17 protein-coding genes and 1 pseudogene are annotated in these 18,586 nt (G+C 55.2%); 2 read left to right on the top strand and 16 right to left on the bottom strand.

Annotated elements, in window-relative coordinates; genetic code table 11:
• Positions 1-146: 146 nt before the first annotated feature.
• The 9 genes from GRPL_RS07075 to GRPL_RS07115 all read right to left on the bottom strand — a co-directional run bounded on the left by GRPL_RS07075 (position 147) and on the right by GRPL_RS07115 (position 8,006).
• A complete protein-coding gene (locus GRPL_RS07075) occupies positions 147-1,211 on the bottom strand; it encodes an alpha/beta hydrolase (protein ID WP_032700130.1) in 1,065 nt (354 codons plus the stop codon).
• 107 nt (positions 1,212-1,318) lie between these two features.
• Positions 1,319-1,903, bottom strand: a complete 585-nt coding sequence (locus GRPL_RS07080) for a flavodoxin (protein WP_032700129.1) — start codon at positions 1,901-1,903, stop codon at positions 1,319-1,321.
• Positions 1,904-1,912: 9 nt separating this feature from the next.
• Complete coding sequence (locus GRPL_RS07085) at positions 1,913-2,674, bottom strand: carboxymuconolactone decarboxylase family protein (RefSeq protein WP_032700128.1); 762 nt, start codon at positions 2,672-2,674, stop codon at positions 1,913-1,915.
• Positions 2,652-3,131 (bottom strand): (R)-mandelonitrile lyase, encoded by a 480-nt coding sequence (locus tag GRPL_RS07090; RefSeq protein ID WP_032688029.1) that lies wholly within the window; start codon positions 3,129-3,131, stop codon positions 2,652-2,654. The genes GRPL_RS07085 and GRPL_RS07090 overlap by 23 nt, the downstream gene beginning before the upstream one ends.
• Before the next feature lie 108 nt (positions 3,132-3,239).
• Positions 3,240-3,887 carry a DUF4405 domain-containing protein gene (locus GRPL_RS07095; protein WP_050500326.1) on the bottom strand — a complete coding sequence of 216 codons (648 nt, stop codon included), beginning with the start codon at positions 3,885-3,887 and terminating at the stop codon, positions 3,240-3,242.
• A 51-nt stretch (positions 3,888-3,938) separates the two neighbouring features.
• Positions 3,939-4,595, bottom strand: coding sequence for a flavodoxin (locus tag GRPL_RS07100; protein WP_080718640.1), 657 nt, complete (start codon positions 4,593-4,595; stop codon positions 3,939-3,941).
• A gap of 64 nt (positions 4,596-4,659) precedes the next feature.
• On the bottom strand, positions 4,660-6,129 hold the full coding sequence (locus tag GRPL_RS07105) for a heavy metal sensor histidine kinase (protein ID WP_032700125.1): 1,470 nt from the start codon (positions 6,127-6,129) through the stop codon (positions 4,660-4,662).
• Between the two features lie 15 nt (positions 6,130-6,144).
• Positions 6,145-6,825, bottom strand: a complete 681-nt coding sequence (locus tag GRPL_RS07110; protein ID WP_032695915.1) for a heavy metal response regulator transcription factor — start codon at positions 6,823-6,825, stop codon at positions 6,145-6,147.
• Positions 6,826-6,839: 14 nt separating this feature from the next.
• The gene (locus tag GRPL_RS07115; RefSeq protein ID WP_210434732.1) at positions 6,840-8,006 is read right to left on the bottom strand and encodes an aldo/keto reductase; all 1,167 of its coding nucleotides are present in this window, start codon (positions 8,004-8,006) and stop codon (positions 6,840-6,842) included.
• A 273-nt stretch (positions 8,007-8,279) separates the two neighbouring features.
• Between GRPL_RS07115 and GRPL_RS07120 the strand changes: the two genes are divergently transcribed.
• Together GRPL_RS07120 and GRPL_RS07125 are read left to right on the top strand one after the other, a co-directional pair.
• Positions 8,280-9,305, top strand: a complete 1,026-nt coding sequence (locus GRPL_RS07120) for an alpha/beta hydrolase (protein ID WP_223306670.1) — start codon at positions 8,280-8,282, stop codon at positions 9,303-9,305.
• Positions 9,306-9,885: 580 nt separating this feature from the next.
• Positions 9,886-10,941 (top strand): NAD(P)-dependent alcohol dehydrogenase, encoded by a 1,056-nt coding sequence (locus tag GRPL_RS07125; RefSeq protein ID WP_032700123.1) that lies wholly within the window; start codon positions 9,886-9,888, stop codon positions 10,939-10,941.
• A gap of 48 nt (positions 10,942-10,989) precedes the next feature.
• Here GRPL_RS07125 and GRPL_RS07130 read toward each other — a convergent pair whose 3' ends face one another.
• From GRPL_RS07130 to GRPL_RS07155, 7 genes and pseudogenes are all read right to left on the bottom strand, one after another.
• On the bottom strand, positions 10,990-11,940 hold the full coding sequence (locus GRPL_RS07130; protein WP_032700121.1) for an AraC family transcriptional regulator: 951 nt from the start codon (positions 11,938-11,940) through the stop codon (positions 10,990-10,992).
• Between the two features lie 158 nt (positions 11,941-12,098).
• Positions 12,099-12,290, bottom strand: a pseudogene (locus tag GRPL_RS28600) (chloride channel protein); the annotation flags it as partial.
• A gap of 129 nt (positions 12,291-12,419) precedes the next feature.
• On the bottom strand, positions 12,420-13,694 hold the full coding sequence (gene fabF, locus GRPL_RS07135; protein ID WP_032700120.1) for a beta-ketoacyl-ACP synthase II: 1,275 nt from the start codon (positions 13,692-13,694) through the stop codon (positions 12,420-12,422).
• Positions 13,695-13,713: 19 nt separating this feature from the next.
• A complete protein-coding gene (locus GRPL_RS07140; protein ID WP_032700118.1) occupies positions 13,714-15,276 on the bottom strand; it encodes a DHA2 family efflux MFS transporter permease subunit in 1,563 nt (520 codons plus the stop codon).
• A complete protein-coding gene (locus GRPL_RS07145; protein WP_032695921.1) occupies positions 15,273-16,316 on the bottom strand; it encodes an HlyD family secretion protein in 1,044 nt (347 codons plus the stop codon). Before GRPL_RS07145 ends, GRPL_RS07140 begins: the two co-directional genes overlap by 4 nt.
• Positions 16,300-16,857 (bottom strand): winged helix-turn-helix transcriptional regulator, encoded by a 558-nt coding sequence (locus GRPL_RS07150; protein WP_032700116.1) that lies wholly within the window; start codon positions 16,855-16,857, stop codon positions 16,300-16,302. Before GRPL_RS07150 ends, GRPL_RS07145 begins: the two co-directional genes overlap by 17 nt.
• A 445-nt stretch (positions 16,858-17,302) precedes the next feature.
• Positions 17,303-18,511 carry an MFS transporter gene (locus tag GRPL_RS07155; protein ID WP_032700114.1) on the bottom strand — a complete coding sequence of 403 codons (1,209 nt, stop codon included), beginning with the start codon at positions 18,509-18,511 and terminating at the stop codon, positions 17,303-17,305.
• Positions 18,512-18,586: the final 75 nt, after the last annotated feature.

Raw genomic sequence — 18,586 nt, 5'->3', positions numbered from 1 at the left:
ATTTGCTGTTCAATGACAATCTGAAAGCCCGCTCTTTGCTCAAGGTCGGCCGTCACGTTCAACACCTTTCCACCAAAAGTTGTCCATTTTTTAATTCTGATGTGTGTATTGAGCCCTCAATAATAAAGGCTCAATACCCCCTCTTGTTATTGCAGATCTTTTTCCTTCAGGAACTGACTCACTAAATCAGCAATCTGCACATTGTTGAGGTCAGAGAACGGGAAGTGGGTATTACCTTTGATACCTGTCTCAGGCAGATGCGTCACAGTGACATCCCCGCCATGCTTGTTCACCACGTCACGCCACTCACGAGCCATCGCCAGGCGTACGCGCCAGCTGTCCTGCGCGGGCATGGCGACAGGTTTATCCGGGATGTTATCGCCGTAAATAATCAGAATCGGGATTTTAGTCAGCGCCATAAACTGTTGCATCGGCACAGGGTCACCCTTCAGCGTGTCGAACGCACTTGGCATAGGGACAGGGAGTTCTTTTTCCGGGAAGACAAAGCTGCTGCCAGGCTCGAAGGCGACAATAGCTTTGACCTTGTCGTTTTTCATCGCCGTGTACCAGCCCGGCCCGCCACCCTGAGAGTGGGTGAAGAGGATAGCCGGGCCGGATTTATCCACGACGGCGGACATTGCATCAGAGATAACGTTGATATCAAACGGCCCGGTATTCGGGGTCATCTGACGGAAATACTGATTCAGGGCTTCTTTGTCGTGAGAGAACTGAACGCCTTTAAAATACTCTGGCCACACGCCAACGCGGAACTGATTAAACCACATCTGTTCATCCGGTTTTGGCGTAACCGTACCTTCTACAGTCGTGCGCCCGGCGCTGCCCCGACGCGGCTGATCGACAAGATAAGTTGAGAATCCACGACGCAGGAATATGTTCTGGAACCCTTCACGACCATCCGGGGTGCTTTCCCAGGTGCGGGAGAACTGACCTGCGCCGTGCAGCATGACAATAGGGTATTTATGCGGATTCTCCGGAATTTGGTAGAACACGGAGGCATGATCGCCATGATAGGTTTGGCCAGCTGAATCCAGCGGCTTTTTCGCGTCAAATGTTCCTGGAGCGGTGATGATAGTGCCACCAGCAGAAAAGCTTCCCTGTTCCTGAATGACCAGCGGCCCGGCGTATACCGACTGAGCCACCAGGCCACTCGCCATCACGCAGATGGCCAGCGTTTTTACTATTGTCTTCAAAATGACATCCTCGGTTATGTTTGCCGTTCAATCATATCTGAATGGCCGGAGTGAATTATTTAGCAGCCTTGATTGCCCCTATTTGTCCGACTCATAAATGCGGACGATTAGCCGCGTAGGGTTTCTAACCAGCTGTTGACCGTTTCTGTGGTTCTTCGCTCCTGGTCGCATTCAATGACCAGCGGTTTTTCCCGACGGGCTGTTGGGGCCAGGCTGGTAAGGATGTCGTCGCTGTCTCCTTTACCGTAGCCGCCGTGAGTAATGAAGGGGATCAGTAATTTGCCCGCAAGGTTATGGCTGCTGAGAAATGCCTGCACTACAGGCGGCACGCTGGTCCCCCAGATGGGAAAACCTAAATACACGGTCTCGTAGCGTGAGATATCTGCGACGCGATTTTTTAAGGCGGGTTTTACGCCTCGCTCACGCTCATTTTTCGCCTGTTCCACGGTCTGGAAATAGTCTTCCGGATAAGGCGTAGCCGGTTCAATTTCAAACAGATCGGTATTCAGGTGGCGGTGAATGACGCCGGCAATCACCCGTGTATTTCCGCTGCGGGAAAAGTACGCCACCAGAACACGGCTTTTACCCTGCACGTTCGCGTTTCCGGTGGCTGCCGATGCCAGGGAGACGTTCGCCAGCGTCAGCCCGGCAAGTGCGGTGATTAACATTCTGCGGTGGGGATCATGCTCCATAGCCAACTCCTAATGGTTTGCGAGCGCCTGTTGCAGCGCCTTTTCCGCTCGCGTAGCCGCATCACTTTCGCCATGCTCACGCAGAACCTGTGCCAGCTGGCGCAGCTGCGCGGCGGTCAGGCCGACCCGCATGCTGGCTCGCGTATGCGATAGCAGCTGGGCTTCAACGCCCGGCGTGGCCGCTAATGCGCCAACTGTTGCCAGCTCGCGGCTCTGCCAGTCGAGGTTATCGCGGGCGAAAATGTCGCCGAACAGATGCGTTTGCAGAAACTGATTAATGACCGGCGCAAAATCAAACAGCGGCCCCTGGACGGGCGCGCCTGAGATTTTGGTCTGGTTCGCGGTCCCGACCCGGCGAAGTTCCTCCCCGGTGGGGACGGGGGCGACAGGCTCTTTACCCTCAACGTCTTCGATGCCACGTTGTTTGCGTGCTTCGACGACCTTCATCAGTTCGCTAAGTGCATTCAGGCTACGAGGGAAGCCGGTGTAGGCATAGAGCTGGGCGAGAATCTCTTTGGCTTCGTTTATCGTGAGCCCGGCGTCAAGCCCCTGATTCAGTGCCGCATTCAGCTTGTCCATCTGACTACTGGCCATCGATGCCGCGATCAACGGGATGGCCTGCTGGCGAGCTGACAGCGTATCTGAAACGGTTGATGGCTGGTTCATTTCTGAGGCTCCTTTATTGACGGGCGCAGCATGTGCCGTGAGACCAAAACCAAAGGTCAGCAGTAGCGCTGCCGTTAATGTCTTAATGGGCGTGGTATTGTTCATCTGTCACTTTCTCCATCCAGTTAACGCTTTTGCCATCCACAATCCCGGTAATCGCCAGATGCGTCATTGCACTGCCAGGGGCAGCCCCGTGCCAGTGTTTAACGCCCGCCGGGCAAGAGACAACGTCACCCGTGCGGATGACCTGCACCGGCTGACCTGCTTGTTGGGTGAGCCCAACACCCGAGGTCACGATCAGCCGCTGACCTGCCGGATGCGTATGCCAGGCGGAGCGGGCTCCCGGTTCAAAGGTGACATAAGCCCCGGAAACGCTAATTTCGTTATCAGGTTTGAAAAGAGGATCAACCCTGACGCGACCGGTAAAATTCTCCGCTGGCCCATACACCGCATTCTGGCTTCCGGCGGGGGCGATTTGGACAGCGGGATTTTGCTCCGCTGCCGAGGATGAAAAGGTGAAGAGGGGCAGTAACAGCCCGAGGTAACGTAAATGTCCGATCATGCAAAGCGTCCTTATCTACAATGAGGGGGATGGCCTGCAATGATTGTAATAAGGGTGACATGTCGTCAGGCTGACGACCCCCTGACAATTCTGTCAGTTTAACCCCAATTATGGTGACAGCGCTTTGTACTGTCTAAAAATAAGGCACCAAAGCAAAAAGCGTGTCATTAATGAAAATAAAATAATAATAGCCAGATAGCGTAAATAAAACAGAAGGGGGGATTCGTCGTAATCGAAAAAGGAGAAATCAACCTTCATCAACAAATAGTCGAGATAGTTCAGATTCAGAAGCCAGTATAAACCCAGTAGTGCGATGAGCGAAAAAATCCCCGGCATAATGACATTTGCAAAGCGTGAGTCGTTGGCGATGTTCAGGATCCGACAGAAAAAGGTTGCCAGCATTTTCCAGTGCAACCCGATATGCAGCGCCAGAATGAGCATTCCCCAGTGGACCGACGTCATGTGTACTTTTCTGACCCAGCTTGCCGGGTTGTGGAACGGCAGGTCCAGAAGGATATGTCGGGACAGCATCATGCCAGAGACAATAGCGGTCAGGATAACAGCGAATGTCACAGCATTAATGACTCTGTTAATTATCCGCATGGTTAAAGGCATTTTCGCCGACAATGACCACAAGCGATGTCTGTTAAGATATAAATGCAACATGATGAGCAGTGAAAAAATAATCCCCGCCCATTCATGCACGATTTCATCCTGAAGATGAAACCCCATCAGCACCAGCAGAAGTAACGTCATTAGCGTATCCTGCATCACCTGAAAAATATAAATTTTCTTCATGTCGATGGCTTAACGCTGCGGCTGGACTTGTTTTACCCATTGCTCAACTTGCGCGGGTACGTCAGGATCTGAAATATCGTTGCGCGAGATCGAGAGCGCGCGAGTGACTAATTTGGCCTGCGGCTGCATGCGGGCAATTTCTCGTAGGGAGTCGGCTAACCGGCTGCCACCATGGGTGGTAAAGGGGATGACCGTTTTACCGGCAAAATCATTTTGCTCAAAAAGGCTATATATCACCATTGGCATGGTATACCACCAGATGGGATAGCCGACGTAAATGGTGTCGTAATCGCTGAGAGCGGGGAGCGGCGTTTTTAGCGCGGGCCTGGCTTGAGTTTGCTGCTCCTTTTCGGCAACGCGTAAAAGCGCATCATGTTGGCGAGGGTAGGCGCTGGTTGTTTCAAGGTGAAACAGGTCGCCGTGAGTCTGTTTCTGAACCAGCTGCGCAATAAACTGCGTGCTGCCGGTCTCTGGGGTATTTTTTTGTAATACGCTGGCCCCGGAAAAACCATCCGCCGCATCAGGTTTCATTTCCTCGGGTTGTGAAAAGTAGATAATCAGCGTGCGGGACTGAGCGGATGAATTCTCTGCTGCGAACGCGGGCTGTCCCAGAAGCCCCGTGACAATTATCGCCAGAAACCCGCTAAATAACTTGTTTATTCTCACTGTTTCCTTCCTTCAATCAGCAGTGGTGAGTCTGAGCGGTGATTCTGGCGCAAGTAGCCTGACATCAGACTGACGGCTCTCTGACAATTTCGTCAGCAGGTTTAGCGCGTTGGCGTCCCGATTTTGTCTCTGAAATCAGTCCCTCTGTTCGGATAGCGTCAGGCTGTTTAGCAAACGTCAGCCCAAAGGTATTGATGCCACCTTCACTGCGGGCAAAGACATCTCCCCGGTGCATAATGGCAACGGCACGCACGATCGACAGGCCCAGCCCATGATGGGTATCACTCCTGGCCCGGGAGGTGTCGACACGATAAAACCGTTCAAAAAGCCGATGTAAGTGCTCTGGTGCTATCGCATCGCCAGGGTTAGAAACTGCCACACAGGCTTGATTGTTTTTTTCGCTTAGGCGCACCGTAACCGTGCTAGTGGAGGGTGAGTGTCTTGCGCTGTTTTCCAGTAAATTGGCCAGCGAGCGGTGGAACAGCCGCCGGTCGATGTGCGCGGTGACATCGCCCTCAACATCCAGAGAAAGCTGTTTTTCTGCAAAAGAGGGCTCAACATACTCCGCGGTTTTCAGGGTTTCTTCTCGCAGGGACACCTGCGTAAGCTGGGAAGCATGTTCACCCGCATGGGCATGGGACAGGAACAGCATGTCGTTCACGATAGACGTCATTCGCTCCAGCTCCTCGAGATTTGAACCCAGTAACTCTTCCAGCTCATCAGGCGAGCGTCGGCGTGAGAGCCCCAGTTGCGTCTGACCAATCAGGTTCGTCAGCGGTGTGCGGAGTTCATGGGCGACATCGGCGTTAAAGCTTTCAAGCTGTCGCCAGGCGACTTCCTGACGCGCTAATACGCCGTTAAAAGATGAGGCTAACTGCTGTAGCTCTTCGGGCAATGCGCGGGTATTCAGGCGTTGGCCATGGTCCACCGGCGCGAGATGTTGTGCCTGTTTACTGAGCATCCCCACCGGGCGCAGACCAATCCTTGAAACGACGTATCCCAGCAACGCGACAATCAGTACGCCCAGGGCGGCAATAATCAGCAGCGTACGTGTGAACGCATTGAGTGTTCCCATATACGGCGTGGAGTCGATGGCAACCACGTAGCGCAGCTCCGGCCTTTCACCGTTGGCGGGGATGGTTTTGACTAACAGGAACAGTGAACATGCGCCTTCCGATGCGCCGGGCACGCGATTAAACCCCTCTTGTAAAACGGACCACTGCACTCCCAGCGGCGGCGTTCCCCCTATACTAAAGCGCGGGTCATCGCTCACTATCCAGTAGCGAACGCGCTCACCTTCAGAATTGGTTAACAGAGTAAATTTACTGGCCAGCGTCGACCAGCCGTCAGCCGAGGTGCGGGCGGTGATCCATGGACTCATTAATGATTCCCGGAACAACAGCTCATTGTGCATCTGCTTTTGCAGAGAGTCATGCAGGGAACTTCTTAGCAGGATACCGATAACGGAAACAATCAGCAGCGCGGACAGGGCAAACATCAGCGCCAGGTGGACTGAGATGGAGCGCTTAAGCATGCTTATCCCCTTCATTTATTCAGCGCGGACTTCAAGGACGTACCCCATGCCACGGACGGTATGAAGCAGCTTAATGTCGAACGGGGCATCCACTTTGGCGCGCAGACGTTTAATGGCGACTTCAACCACGTTGGCATCGCTGTCAAAATTCATGTCCCATATCTGCTCAGCAATCATCATCTTTGACAGAATTTCTCCCTGATGGCGGGAGAGAAGGCTCAACAGGGAAAACTCTTTCGCGGTCAGTTCCAGTCGCGTTCCGGCGCGAAATACCCGGCGAGCCAGTAAGTCGAGATGTAGATCGTGAATGTGCAACTGGGTGATGTCTGCGCCATCCACAGCCCGGCGCCGCACCAGGGCCTGAATACGCGCCACCAGTTCAATAAGCGAAAAGGGTTTCGGGAGATAATCATCAGCGCCAAGGCGAAGCCCTTTGACCCGTTCATCGACCGATCCCCGTGCCGAGAGCATCAGCACCGGCGTCTGTTTGACGGCTCGCACCCCCTCGAGTACCCGGTAGCCATCCATCCCCGGCAGCATCACATCAAGAATGATGGCGTCATAATCGAACTCCAGCGCGTAATGAAGGCCTTCCGCGCCATCGGCGGAGATATCGACCGTAAATCCGGACTCACCCAGCGCACGGTTGAGATAGGTTGACGTTTTTTCTTCATCTTCGACTAACAACAGGCGCATAACGGGATTTCCTCTTAACTTTGCAACGGTGCTTCAACATCTGAATAAACCTGCACGGCATCCGGCAGACGTTGACCCTGGATAGTGATGGTATCCAGTGAGCGAGTGAGCTCGGTCATCTCCGTGGCGGTCAGCGACACGCCGCTAGCCGCTGTGTTTTGCCGCAGATGGTCTTTATTGGTGGTGCCAGGGATGGGAACTATCCAGGGTTTACGGGCCAGGAGCCATGCCAGCGCAATCTGTCCCGGCGCGGCATTTTTTCTTATTGCCCAGGATTTCAGTAGTTCAACCAGCGGTAAGTTGTGTGGCAGGTTATCAGGCGAGAAGCGCGTTTCTGTCGCGCGGAAATCACCGGTAGCGAACCGGGTATTCTCATCAATCCAGCCGGTTAAAAATTGCACGCCGAGTGGACTCCATGGCACGAACCCAATGCCCAGCTCTTCACACACCGGAAGCACCTGTTTCTCAGGGCCGCGCCAGAGCATGGAGTATTCACTTTGTACGGCGGTCACGGGTAATGCTGCGTGGGCGCGTCTCAACGTGTTGATACCCATTTCAGACAGACCCCAGTGCAGGACTTTTCCTTGAACCATTAAATCTTTCACCACACCGGCGACATCTTCGATCGGGATCTGCGGATCAACACGGTGTTGATACAGTAAGTCGATGCGATCGGTACGCAGGCGTTTGAGCATATTGTCGACGACCTGCCTGATATGCTCCGGCCTGCTGTTAAGGCCCGGCAGACGCTTACCCGTCTGCTGGTCAATGTTCCAGCCAAACTTGGTGGCGATAACGATTTTGTCCCTGAACGGGGCGACGCCTTCTCCGAGAATTTTTTCGACTTCAAACGGGCCGTAGGCTTCGGCGGCATCGAAGAACGTCACACCTTCATCAAATGCCCGGTGGATAACATTGATCATCTCGGGACGCCAGGGAACGGACGTGTCGTATTTGCGACTCATGTTCTGCACGCCCAGACCGACGGCAGAAACTTCCAGCTTCCCGAGTTTACGCTTACCCGGAGCAGCATTGCGTTGGCTGGTTTGTCTGGATGTATCGACCTGAGAGGATTGGCTCGCCGCCGATACGTGGGGTATCAGCGAGGCGGCGGCAATACCCGCCCCGGCGACTAATAGCTTGCGCCGCTCTGGCATTGTTGGGGCATTCTGGCTTTTCATTGATCGCTCCGTTTCTCAGAAAATTGAACATGAATCTCCTTTAAGCGAGATCATTCTGCTCCTTGCTAGCCAACATAAAGCTGACGCTTACCTGACAGCGCTGTCAGGAACACTTCCCCATCCCGGCCGCTTCCTGACAAAAATGTTATTTCTCGGTCACGCAGCTGACAGCCTGTTCTCCCTAACCTGAGGCTGCATATTTAATTTCGCGAGCCTGTATAACCAGGCCGACACTCATCGGGAGAGACCATGAAATTCACGCTTATCAGTGCCATGCTACTCACGGCAATGGCCGGAGTGACCTCAGTCAATGCGGCTGATTACAAGAAAAATCCATTCACACTGGCCTATGACGGTGCCATTACTGAGAACGTCAAAGGCAAGGTCAATATTCATCCGGTGAAATACGATCTGCACGGCATCCAGATTGCTGCCAACGTCTATACGCCAGCTAACTACGATCCCGCCAAAAAATACCCTGCCGTGGTAGTCGCGCATCCTAATGGCGGTGTAAAAGAACAGGTCGCCGGGTTGTATGCCCAGCGTCTCGCTGAGCAGGGCTACATCACGATTACCGCCGACGCCGCGTATCAGGGCGCCAGCGGTGGGATGCCTCGCAGCGTGGATAAACCGGCAAATCGTATCGAGGATATCCACGGTATGGCGGATTACATCAGCCAGTATCCCGGGGTTGATACTTCCCGCCTTGGCCTGCTTGGCATTTGCGGTGGCGGCGGGTATTCACTGGTTGCCGCCGAGACGGACAAACGGTTCAAATCGATTGCAACTATCAGCATGTTTAATTCAGGTCTTGTGCGCCGCAACGGTATGCAGGATTCACAGCTGGAGACTATCCAGCAGCGGCTTCAGCAGGCTTCTGACGCTCGCGCTCAGGAAGCAGCCGGAGGCGAAGTGCTTTACTCCGGCGATGCCAACCTGACTGATGAACAGATTGCTAAATTACCTTTTGCCTTGTATCGCCAGGGCTACGAGTACTACTGGAAAACCCACGCACACCCGAACTCCACGTTTAAATACACCACCAGCAGCCTTCTGGATTTGATGAGCTTTGACGTAACGGACCATATCAATCTCATCAATAAACCGCTGCTGATGATTGCCGGTACAAAAGCCGATACGCTCTATATGACTGAAGATGCGTTTGCGAAAGCCAGCGGTACGAAGGATAAAGAACTGTTCCTGATCGATGGCGCTACCCATATTGAAACGTATTGGGTGCCTAAATACGTTGACCAGGCAATGCAAAAATTAGACGTCTTCTTCGATAAGCATATTTAGTTAGCCTCCGATGACGCCCCAGCCGCGCAGGCTGGGGTACTCTCATCAGCGGTAGCTACTTTCCTGCTGTATTTCATATTGTGTCTTCAGCCGATATCCCCAGATTAACGAAGATGCGGTTAAAGATAATTACGCTGATTAAATAGGCGCTATGAATGGAATTCATAGACCTGATCCGGAGCAGGGAATGAAAACGATGAGCCTGAGGTGACAGGCTGGTTCTCGAGCGAGTGAATCATTCACTTCATATGCCTTTCAGGCGGAGGATCAAATGAGTTCACAGCGCCCGTTACCATTGAGTGGGGTTAAAAAAAGCCACTTGGCCAACGCCTTTCCTCCCGCTCTTATTCCCTGCGATGTTCCCGGCCACATTGCGCGTGAAGCGCCATACGCGCCCGCCAACGGCGCTATTCAGCCAGGTCCCTGCATATCGTCGCAGGAGATAAGCCCGGCGATATCTTCCCGCGAACGGATATTCACGGCTCAAGAGTAATAGGCAGTCATCAGGCAGGATCGGGCTCACCGGGTTGTGCATCTGGCCGCTACAGTTCAGCAAGGTTAATGCACAACAGGAGCAGCTATGAAAACGATGGGTTATGCCGCACTTAATGCCACCACTCCGCTGGTTCCCTTCAGCTTTGAACGACGCGCCTTGCGCAGGAATGATGTGGCGATTGAGATCCTGTGGTCCGGGGTGTGCCACAGCGATCTGCATCAAACCCGGGATGACTGGAAAGAGTGGGGGGCGACCGTTTACCCCTGCGTTCCCGGGCACGAAATTATTGGCCGGGTGACTGAGGTTGGCAGTGAAGTGAGCCGCTATCAGGTCGGGCAAATGGTGGCCGTCGGGACGATAGTCGACAGCTGCCAGGAGTGCGATCAGTGCCGTCGACACGAAGAGCAAATGTGCCGAGAATTTCCGACGGTGACCTACAACGGCCGCGATCGCATTTCAGGTGAGATAACCTATGGCGGCTATGCGAAACATATCGTGGTACGAGAAGAGTTTGTCTTAAATCTGCCGGAAGCGCTCGATCCTTCCCGCGCCGCGCCGCTCCTGTGCGCCGGTATTACCGTTTACTCCCCGCTGCGCACCTGGAATGTGGGGCCGGGCTCACGCGTCGGGGTGATTGGCATCGGTGGCCTGGGACATCTTGCCGTACGTCTGGCAGAGGCGCTGGGCGCTACGGTCACCGTGATTACCCGTAGCGCGGCAAAAGCTCAGGAGGCGCATGAGCTGGGGGCGAAACATGTTTTACTGTCGACATCAGCAGAGGATATGCAGCGGGCAGGCTCCTCGTTCGACGTGATTATTGACACGATCCCCACCCGGCACGATCTCTCTGCGTACGTGCAATTGCTGGATATCGAAGGGGCGCTGGTGATTGTTGGCAATCTGGGGAATATGGAGGGTTTCAGCACCTTACCGCTAATCCTGGGGCGCCGCCGCATTACCGGCTCACCTTCCGGCGGCATTGCGCAAACCCAGGAGATGCTGAATTTCTGCGCGCAGAAAGGGGTTTACCCGGAGTGCGAGATCATCCCGATACAGCAGATTAACCAGGCATTTGAACGCATGGAGCGGGGAGAGGTGAAGTACCGTTTCGTGATTGATATGGCCTCGCTGTCGGCCTGATGAGGACGGCTGACATCGGCGAACCGGTGTCAGCCTGTACGCTGATCTTCAGTAGGGGCGCCCTGTCCCGGCCGCCAGCGACAGGGCTTTATCGCCGATCGGCGTGATACCAAACTGACGCTTGTACTCACGGTGGAACTGGCTGACGCTTTCATACCCTACGCTTATCGCCGCCGTCGAGGCATCCGCATCTTGCGACAATAACAACCGTCTGGCTGCAAGAAGCCGTAGCTGCTTCTGGTACTGCAGTGGGCTCATGTTCGTCATGCGGCGAAAATGGTGGTGCAGCGTGGAGACGCCCATACCGGCAATCCGCGCCAGCGCTTCGACCTTTAACGGCTGCGCATAGTTATCGCGTAGCCAGTCCATGGCCACGGATATCCGTTGCCCGCTGGAGCCGGTCAATACGGTTTCTCTTAAGGTCCTGCCCGCCGGGCTGGTGAGAATGCGATACAGTATTTCGCGCTGAATGAGGTTACCCATGTAGCCTTTATCCTGAGGATGTTCGTTGACGTTCAGATAGCGTAGCAGCGCATCAAGCAGCGGGCCGTCTGCCGGCCCGAGCGACATTCCCTCATCTCTGTATTCCGCGTCATTGCCGTACTGTTTCATGTCGATCATCACTTCCCGGGCGAGAGATAAGTCCAGCTGGAGCAGCAGCGAGATAAACGGTTGTTCAGCGCTGGCTTGCATCACTTCGGCGACGGTCGGCAAATTGACGGCGGTCAGAAGAAAGTGGGATTCATTATAGGCATAGGTTTTTTCGCCCAGACTGACGCGCTTCTCCCCCTGAAGAATCAGCGACACGCTGGGCTGGTAGAGACAAGCGTAGGGGGGCATCGGGCGGTGTAATTCCACAACGCTCACGCCGGGAAAGGGGCAAAGAATCTGTTCACGCCGTCCGGTATAGGCTCTGATTTTCTCCCTGATCTCACCACGTCGTGACGCCATTTCCTGTTGCCAGCGTATATGCTGTGAGTCCGGATGATTATCAGGCATGGTCTGGCTCCTCAACTGAGTGATGGATGCTTTAATCGGCAGCAAGGCAGATGAACAATTGGTTGCGTCGGCACCCACGATATTATTTACCAACAGGCTGCGCAAACGGACTGTGTTCCCTGCGTTGAGATTCACACTAAAGGTTAAAACCGCGCTGGCCCATCTGGGGATCCGAGGGCGACGGTCATCATCTGCAGCAGGGCATGAAGTGTGGTGGCGCCCGCCGACATCGGCGTGGAAGGGGGCGCCACGGCGGCTATGGCGACGTGCTTCCTGCCATAGCCGTACCCGCCGCTACCCGCCAAAACCGGCGACGGCCCGCCGCCAGTCGATGCCGATGCTACGCGGCGGTAACGCCCTCGAGAAAGACGCGGGGAAAACTTACGCATCAACAAGCCGAAATAGACCGTGAGTATCAATGCGCGTTTTGCCTTGATGGAACTCCCCCGCCGGCGATTGCCAGAAGGGGAGCGGAACCATTATTCCCAACGTTTCAGCAGCAGGCTGGCGTTGACGCCGCCAAAGCCAAAACCGTTCGACAGCGCATAACGCATCTTCTGCGGGCGGGCCACCCGCGCCACCAGGTTCAGGCCTTCCGCGTCTTCATCGGGGTGATGCAGGTTCAGCGTCGGCGGTACCACCTGGTCACGCAGCGCCTGAATGGTGAAGATGGCCTCAATCCCGCCGGCCGCGCCTAACAGATGGCCGGTTGCTGATTTCGTTGACGTAATGGCGACGGGATGCGTGGCGAACAGGCTTTTTATCGCCGCCAGTTCGCCTTTGTCTCCGACCTGAGTCGAGGTGGCGTGGGCGTTGATATGGTCAATCTCTTCTGCTGTCACCCCCGCCTGACGAATGGCCATTTCCATGGCCCGACGCGCGCCGTTACCGTCTTCCGGGCCAGCGGTCAGGTGATAAGCATCGGCGCTGGTGCCGTAGCCGACCAGCTCTGCCAGCGGGGTGGCACCGCGCGCCAGCGCGTGTTCCAGCGACTCAATCACGATAAGCCCGGCGCCTTCTCCCATCACAAAACCATCGCGGTCGCGGTCAAAGGGGCGGGAAGCCGCTTCCGGCTGGTCATTGGATGCGCTGGAGAGCGCTCTTGCTGCGGCAAACCCGGCAAGGCTAACGCGATGAATTGCCGCTTCTGCGCCGCCGCAGAGGGCGATATCCGCCTCGCCACTGCGGATCATCCGTGCAGCATCGCCAATGGCCTGCGCGCCTGCCGCGCAGGCGGTGACCGGCGCGCCGATGGGGCCACGGAAACCGTGGGCGATAGACACATGTCCGGCGGCCAGGTTGGCAAGAAAAGAGGGGATAGTGAACGGAGACAGGCGACGCGGCCCGCGTTGGTCCGTTGTATGTACCGCATGGGCGATCTCGCTGAACCCGCCGATCCCGGTGGCGATTACCGTTGCGGTGCGATCTTGTTCTGCCGCTGATGCCGGCGACCACCCGGCCTGCGTTAGCGCCTCACGCGCGGCAACCAGCGCAAACTCGATAAAACGATCCATTTTTTTGCGTTCCTTGGCCGGGATGGTCGCCTGCGGATCGAAGCCGTGCAGCGGATCGCGTTCGATGGACGGAACCTGCCCGGCCACTTTGCAGGGAATGTCTTCGACCATCTGCTCGCTAAGCCTGGTAATACCAGACTTACCTGCCAGCAGCGACTGCCAGACGTGCTGTACGCCGCAGCCCAGAGGGCTGACAATCCCCATCCCGGTCACGACAATGCGTTTAGCTGAAACGCCCATAATCAACTCTCCTGTAATATCAGTGTGCCAGCGGCTTTTTCATTAAGGGAACCAGCAGCGCGGCAATCAAAAAACCGATCATGATGAGGTAAAAAGCATCGGAAAATGCCTGTGTTCGTGCCTCCCGCAGCGTCAGTGCGGAAAGATTTTTCAGCGCCGCCGTATGAGCGGCATCCGGGGAGATCCCCTGAGCGACAAGGTTTGCCGCGCTGCGCTGAACAAAATCGCTCATTGCCAGGTTGGCGTTATTCAGATGATCCGCCAGGCGGCTGTAATGCAAATTGGTCCTGTCGTTAAGCACCGTTCCGCACAGGGCGATGCCGATGGCGCCGCCGAGATTGCGCATTAAATTAAACAGCCCGGAGGCCAGCTTAAGGCGCGCGGGAGGCAAGCTGCCCAGCGTCAGGGTCACGGTAGGCGCGACGGCAAACTGCTGCGCCAGTCCGCGAAAAGCCTGTGGCAGCAGCAGCTGGTCGGCACCCCAGTCGTGGGTTATCGGCACAAAGCTGTACATCGACACCGCAAAGCCGATCAGCCCGGCCATCAGCAGCCAGCGCAGGTCGACGCGGTTGGCGAGCCACGAATAAAACGGGATCGACATCACCTGGAACAGGCCGGTGGAAAATACCGCCAGGCCAATTTCCAGGGCGCTGAAACCGCGCACGCTACCGAGGTACAGGGGGGTTAAATAGATGGTGGCGAAGATGCCGACGCCGGCCATAAACGAGAAATAACAGCCGAGGCTGAAGGTTCGGTCCTGCAGGGCCCGGAGATCCATGACCGGCTGCGGATGGCGCAGGGTGCGGATAATAAACGCCACGCCGCACAGCAGGGCGACCCAGGCGGTCGTCGTCAGGGTGGCGTCGTCAAACCAGCCCCAGCGCGGGCCTTCTTCGAGGGTATATTCCAGGCAGCCGAGCGATAACGCCAGCAGCAGAATACTGAGGTAGTCGGCACCGCGCAGCAGCGAGGGGTCAGCGCTATCGACTTTCACCAGCAGCGGTACGGCAACCGCGATGTAAATCCCCGGAATAACGTTGATAAAGAACAGCCAGTGCCAGTTGAAGTTTTCGGTGATCCAGCCGCCCACCGTCGGGCCAAGCGTGGGGGCCAGGGAGGCCAGGCCGCCGATCGTCGCGGCGGCGATGACCCGCTGTTTACCCTGGAAAAAGGCGAAGGCGGTGGTGAAAACCAGCGGGATCATCGATCCGCCCGCCAGCCCCTGCAGAGCGCGGAAGGCGATCATACTCTGAATGTTCCACGCCCAGCCGCACAGCAGACTCATCAGCGTGAAGCCCGCCGCGGAAGCGGCAAACAGCCAGCGCGTCGACATGACCCGCGCCAGCCAGCCGGAAAGCGGGATAATAATGATCTCGGCGATCAGGTAGCTGGTTTGTACCCAGACGGTTTCATCGTCGCCCGCCGAGAGGCCGCCGCCGATATCCCGCAGCGAGGCGGACACGATCTGGATATCGATCAGCGCGATAAACATGCCCACGCACATGCTGGCGAAAGCGAAGATCTTCTGCGTCATCGGCATCGACAGACCCTGCGGGACGGACAGCGCCTGAGCGGTGCTCATCGGCGGCTCTTTTCGTTCACGGTGACGACTACCGATAGCCCTGGGCGCAGTACGTCAAGTTTTGCCCCTTCTCCTTCCAGCGCAATGCGAACCGGTACGCGCTGAACGATTTTAGTAAAATTCCCCGTCGCGTTCTCCGCAGGAAGAATGCTGAAGCGTGAGCCGGTCGCCGGTGCCAGGCTGGTGACATGGCCCTTAAAGGTGCGGTTCGGCAGCACATCGGCCACGATGGTTACCGGTTGGCCGGCACGCATATGCGCCAACTGGTTTTCCTTGAAGTTGGCGTCAATCCACAGGCCGTGCGCGGGAACCAGCGAAAGCAGCTGCGTGCCGCTGCTGACGAACGAACCGGACCACGCGCGGCGGTTGCCAATCACGCCATCGAACGGCGCGCGAATTTCGGTATAGCTGAGGTTCAGCGTGGCCATCTCGAGGTTAGCCTGGGCCTGGGTCAGGGCGGCCAGGGTTTGTTGCTGGCGGGCATCCAGCACCGCCAGCTGGCGTTCGGCGGCGGTTTTATCCGCTTTTGCTTTATCCTGCTCAGCGCGCGCCCGGCGGTAATCGGCGGAGGCGTTATCGCGGATTTGTGCGGAAATCGCGCTCGACGCGGCCAGGGCGTTATAGCGCCGGTTGTCGTTAGCCAATTTTTCGGCCGCCGCGGCGGCGGCCTGTAACGAGGCCGCAGAAGCGGCAATCGTCGCCTGCTGTAGCTGGCGGGTGGCAATGATATCGGCCAGCGCGGCCTGCTGCGCCGCCACTTCTCCGACGGCTTTTGCCCGTGCGGCGCGGTAATCGCGGTCGTCGATGCGAATCAGCAGATCGCCTTTTTTCACCGCCATATTGTCCTGCACCGCCAGCTGCTGGATATAGCCAGAGATTTTGCTGGAGATGGCGCTAATATCACCGCCAACATAGGCATCATCGGTGGTCTGGATAAAGCGCCCGGTATGCCACCAGTAAGCGCCGTAACTCGCTGCCGCCAGTGCGGCGACGCCGAGTGCCGCCAGGACGAAGGCGCTTTTCTTACTGGCCGGGTTCATTGCTGGCATCCCGGTAGGGTTCGGGTTGGAATTTTTGCCCGCTATCGCCTTCGCGTTTGCGCAACAGATAGTCGTGACGGTATTTCATCATCGGCGAAGCGGCGGGTCCCGGCACCATGGTGTATTTACCCGGAATAATCTCTTCGCCGGTCGCTTTATCGACCAGGATCGGTTCCACGCGCCGCTGGGTTTCACTTTCCACCAATTGCATCTGACGGCCTTCGGGTGAGAAGTGGCGGTTACCCCATTCCGCCAGCGCCAGCAGTACCATGCGAAAGTCGCGGCCGCTTTGCGTGAGGTGGTATTCGTAGCGCGGCGGTGTGCTGCTGTAGCAAACCTTCTCCAGCAGGCCGTCGTCTACCAGCGCCTTCAGGCGGCGTGAAAGAATATTCGGCGCGACGTTGCTGCTTTTCTGGAACTCGTCAAAGCGGGTAAAGCCAGCGAAGGCGTCGCGCAGGATCATTATGCTCCAGCTGTCACCGATGCGGCCAAGGCTACGGGCGATGGGGCAGGGAGCGTGGCAAAGCGGTTCATTTTTCATGGACTGGCCCGGATAGATAGGTGGCTTTCAGGAGCAAATTGACATAGTAACTATCAAAATGCAAGTTACTTAAAAAACGATCTCTCAGCAGATTCATGGCGCAGGCGTTAAGGTACACAGGCGATAGACCAATATGGGGTGACACGGCTTAGCGCAAAACGGTGGTGCAGGGGACGGGGTGGGTAAGAGCGTGACGGAAGCGATTTGAGCGGGCGCTAAGGGGGTTGATTGCCGGAGCGCCATACGTTATGCCAATAAACAATCGCATTGTGCCTGGTCCCTTCATTCTGTCGTATTTTTATTATTTATTAGCGTGTTAGTTAATGACCGTGTCATAAAAGGCAGGGGAAGCCGGGATGTCGTCTATGGGGAAGGGGGGCAGACAGCCTGAAACCGAACGGAGCAGAGTCTGACGGTCCGCTCCGCGGCAGGAGCGGACGTTATGCTAATCAATGATGAAGTGATCAGACGGGACAGTGCGTTTAGCCAGTTTCTTTTGAAGTATTATGACCATTACGGGAAATACAGAGGCGGCTAATGCACTGACAACCAGCAGTCTGTTTAGATTTTGCGTTGTTATTCCCTGGTCCGGTAGTAATAAGGAAGACAGAAAGAATGCGAGAGTTGTTATCAGGTACATCATGGCTGTCTGTAGTGAAGTAAAGCTGGCTCGTTGTTCATCCTCAGGATACTGGACAGCAACCGACGACGCGCAAACCAGCCGACTGTATGAAGCGCCAAGAAATAAGGTTATAAATAGAAATACATTATGATAACCCATCGCCGGAATCAGCAAACTTGCCACCAGGAACAGAGTTGAAATTGTTGCCAGCATCAGAGCAGATAAACGCGATGTCAGCATGCCTGTTATTTTTGTAAACAGATAACCGGCTATCCCGCCACTTAAGAACAATAAAGGTAATAGGTTTTGTTGTGCGCCCATATACTGCGTCATTAAGGGCGCCAAAATGGGAATGATCAGCATTGGACTGAATTGTACAAGGGCAGTACAAGAGGCGAAAAGTAAGGTTTGAGCATCAATAGATAGATTCCTCTTCACGCCTGATGGGGCCGTATCCTTAGGGATAATAAATATTATCAACGGTAAAGATAACAGACAAAGCGAACTGATTAACCCTGGCGCAGTATGCCAACCATAGTGCGTGCATAAAAATAATATCGCTGGCATGCCGACGATACTGACCAGCGAAAATGACGCAATTACCGTTGCCAGCATTTTTCCACGTAAGTTTGCCGGGGCATAATTTATTAAAATACTCATACCCACACCCATTGTCGTACCACCAACCGCTCCTGCGCAAAATCGCAGTGCCAGAAGAATGTCAAAATGAGTAGTGAGGGTGGACAAAAATGTTAGTGCTCCCAATAGCACCATATTCGTGAACAAGAATTGTTTTTTATTAAACAGATCGATGCAATAAAAAGCAACGATCCCAGAAAGCACCGCACCCAGCGTATACATACCAGAGACATAGCCAGAAAATGATACAGGAACCGAAAACCCCTCGGCCATAAAAGCAAAAACGGGCGTTAACGCCATATATTCCAATGCATTAGTGAACTGGACAAAAGCCATTACAATGGCTATCCGCATGAGGGTTTTATGATTAAACGTCTGTGTGACCAGTGGCATAGTAAGCAACCTGTGGCTGAAAGATATCCGAGTTTAACCACTATCAATGATGTTCATTAGATGGTAAAAATGGCA

Origin of the sequence: Klebsiella planticola ATCC 33531, assembly GCF_000735435.1 — a bacterium.
GTDB classification, from domain to species: domain Bacteria; phylum Pseudomonadota; class Gammaproteobacteria; order Enterobacterales; family Enterobacteriaceae; genus Klebsiella; species Klebsiella planticola.
This window is presented reverse-complemented; position numbering and strand designations above follow the sequence as displayed.

Coding starts and splice junctions, on each gene's coding strand:
- GRPL_RS07090 (WP_032688029.1), bottom strand. CDS start 3,131: ATGATCGGACATTTACGTTACCTCGGGCTGTTACTGCCCCTCTTCACC.
- GRPL_RS07105 (WP_032700125.1), bottom strand. CDS start 6,129: ATGCTTAAGCGCTCCATCTCAGTCCACCTGGCGCTGATGTTTGCCCTG.
- GRPL_RS07080 (WP_032700129.1), bottom strand. CDS start 1,903: ATGGAGCATGATCCCCACCGCAGAATGTTAATCACCGCACTTGCCGGG.
- GRPL_RS07140 (WP_032700118.1), bottom strand. CDS start 15,276: ATGAGCACCGCTCAGGCGCTGTCCGTCCCGCAGGGTCTGTCGATGCCG.
- GRPL_RS07110 (WP_032695915.1), bottom strand. CDS start 6,825: ATGCGCCTGTTGTTAGTCGAAGATGAAGAAAAAACGTCAACCTATCTC.
- fabF (WP_032700120.1), bottom strand. CDS start 13,694: ATGGGCGTTTCAGCTAAACGCATTGTCGTGACCGGGATGGGGATTGTC.
- GRPL_RS07130 (WP_032700121.1), bottom strand. CDS start 11,940: ATGCCTGATAATCATCCGGACTCACAGCATATACGCTGGCAACAGGAA.
- GRPL_RS07145 (WP_032695921.1), bottom strand. CDS start 16,316: ATGAACCCGGCCAGTAAGAAAAGCGCCTTCGTCCTGGCGGCACTCGGC.
- GRPL_RS07125 (WP_032700123.1), top strand. CDS start 9,886: ATGAAAACGATGGGTTATGCCGCACTTAATGCCACCACTCCGCTGGTT.
- GRPL_RS07150 (WP_032700116.1), bottom strand. CDS start 16,857: ATGAAAAATGAACCGCTTTGCCACGCTCCCTGCCCCATCGCCCGTAGC.
- GRPL_RS07085 (WP_032700128.1), bottom strand. CDS start 2,674: ATGAACAATACCACGCCCATTAAGACATTAACGGCAGCGCTACTGCTG.
- GRPL_RS07095 (WP_050500326.1), bottom strand. CDS start 3,887: ATGACGTTACTTCTGCTGGTGCTGATGGGGTTTCATCTTCAGGATGAA.
- GRPL_RS07155 (WP_032700114.1), bottom strand. CDS start 18,511: ATGCCACTGGTCACACAGACGTTTAATCATAAAACCCTCATGCGGATA.
- GRPL_RS07120 (WP_223306670.1), top strand. CDS start 8,280: ATGCTACTCACGGCAATGGCCGGAGTGACCTCAGTCAATGCGGCTGAT.
- GRPL_RS07115 (WP_210434732.1), bottom strand. CDS start 8,006: ATGAAAAGCCAGAATGCCCCAACAATGCCAGAGCGGCGCAAGCTATTA.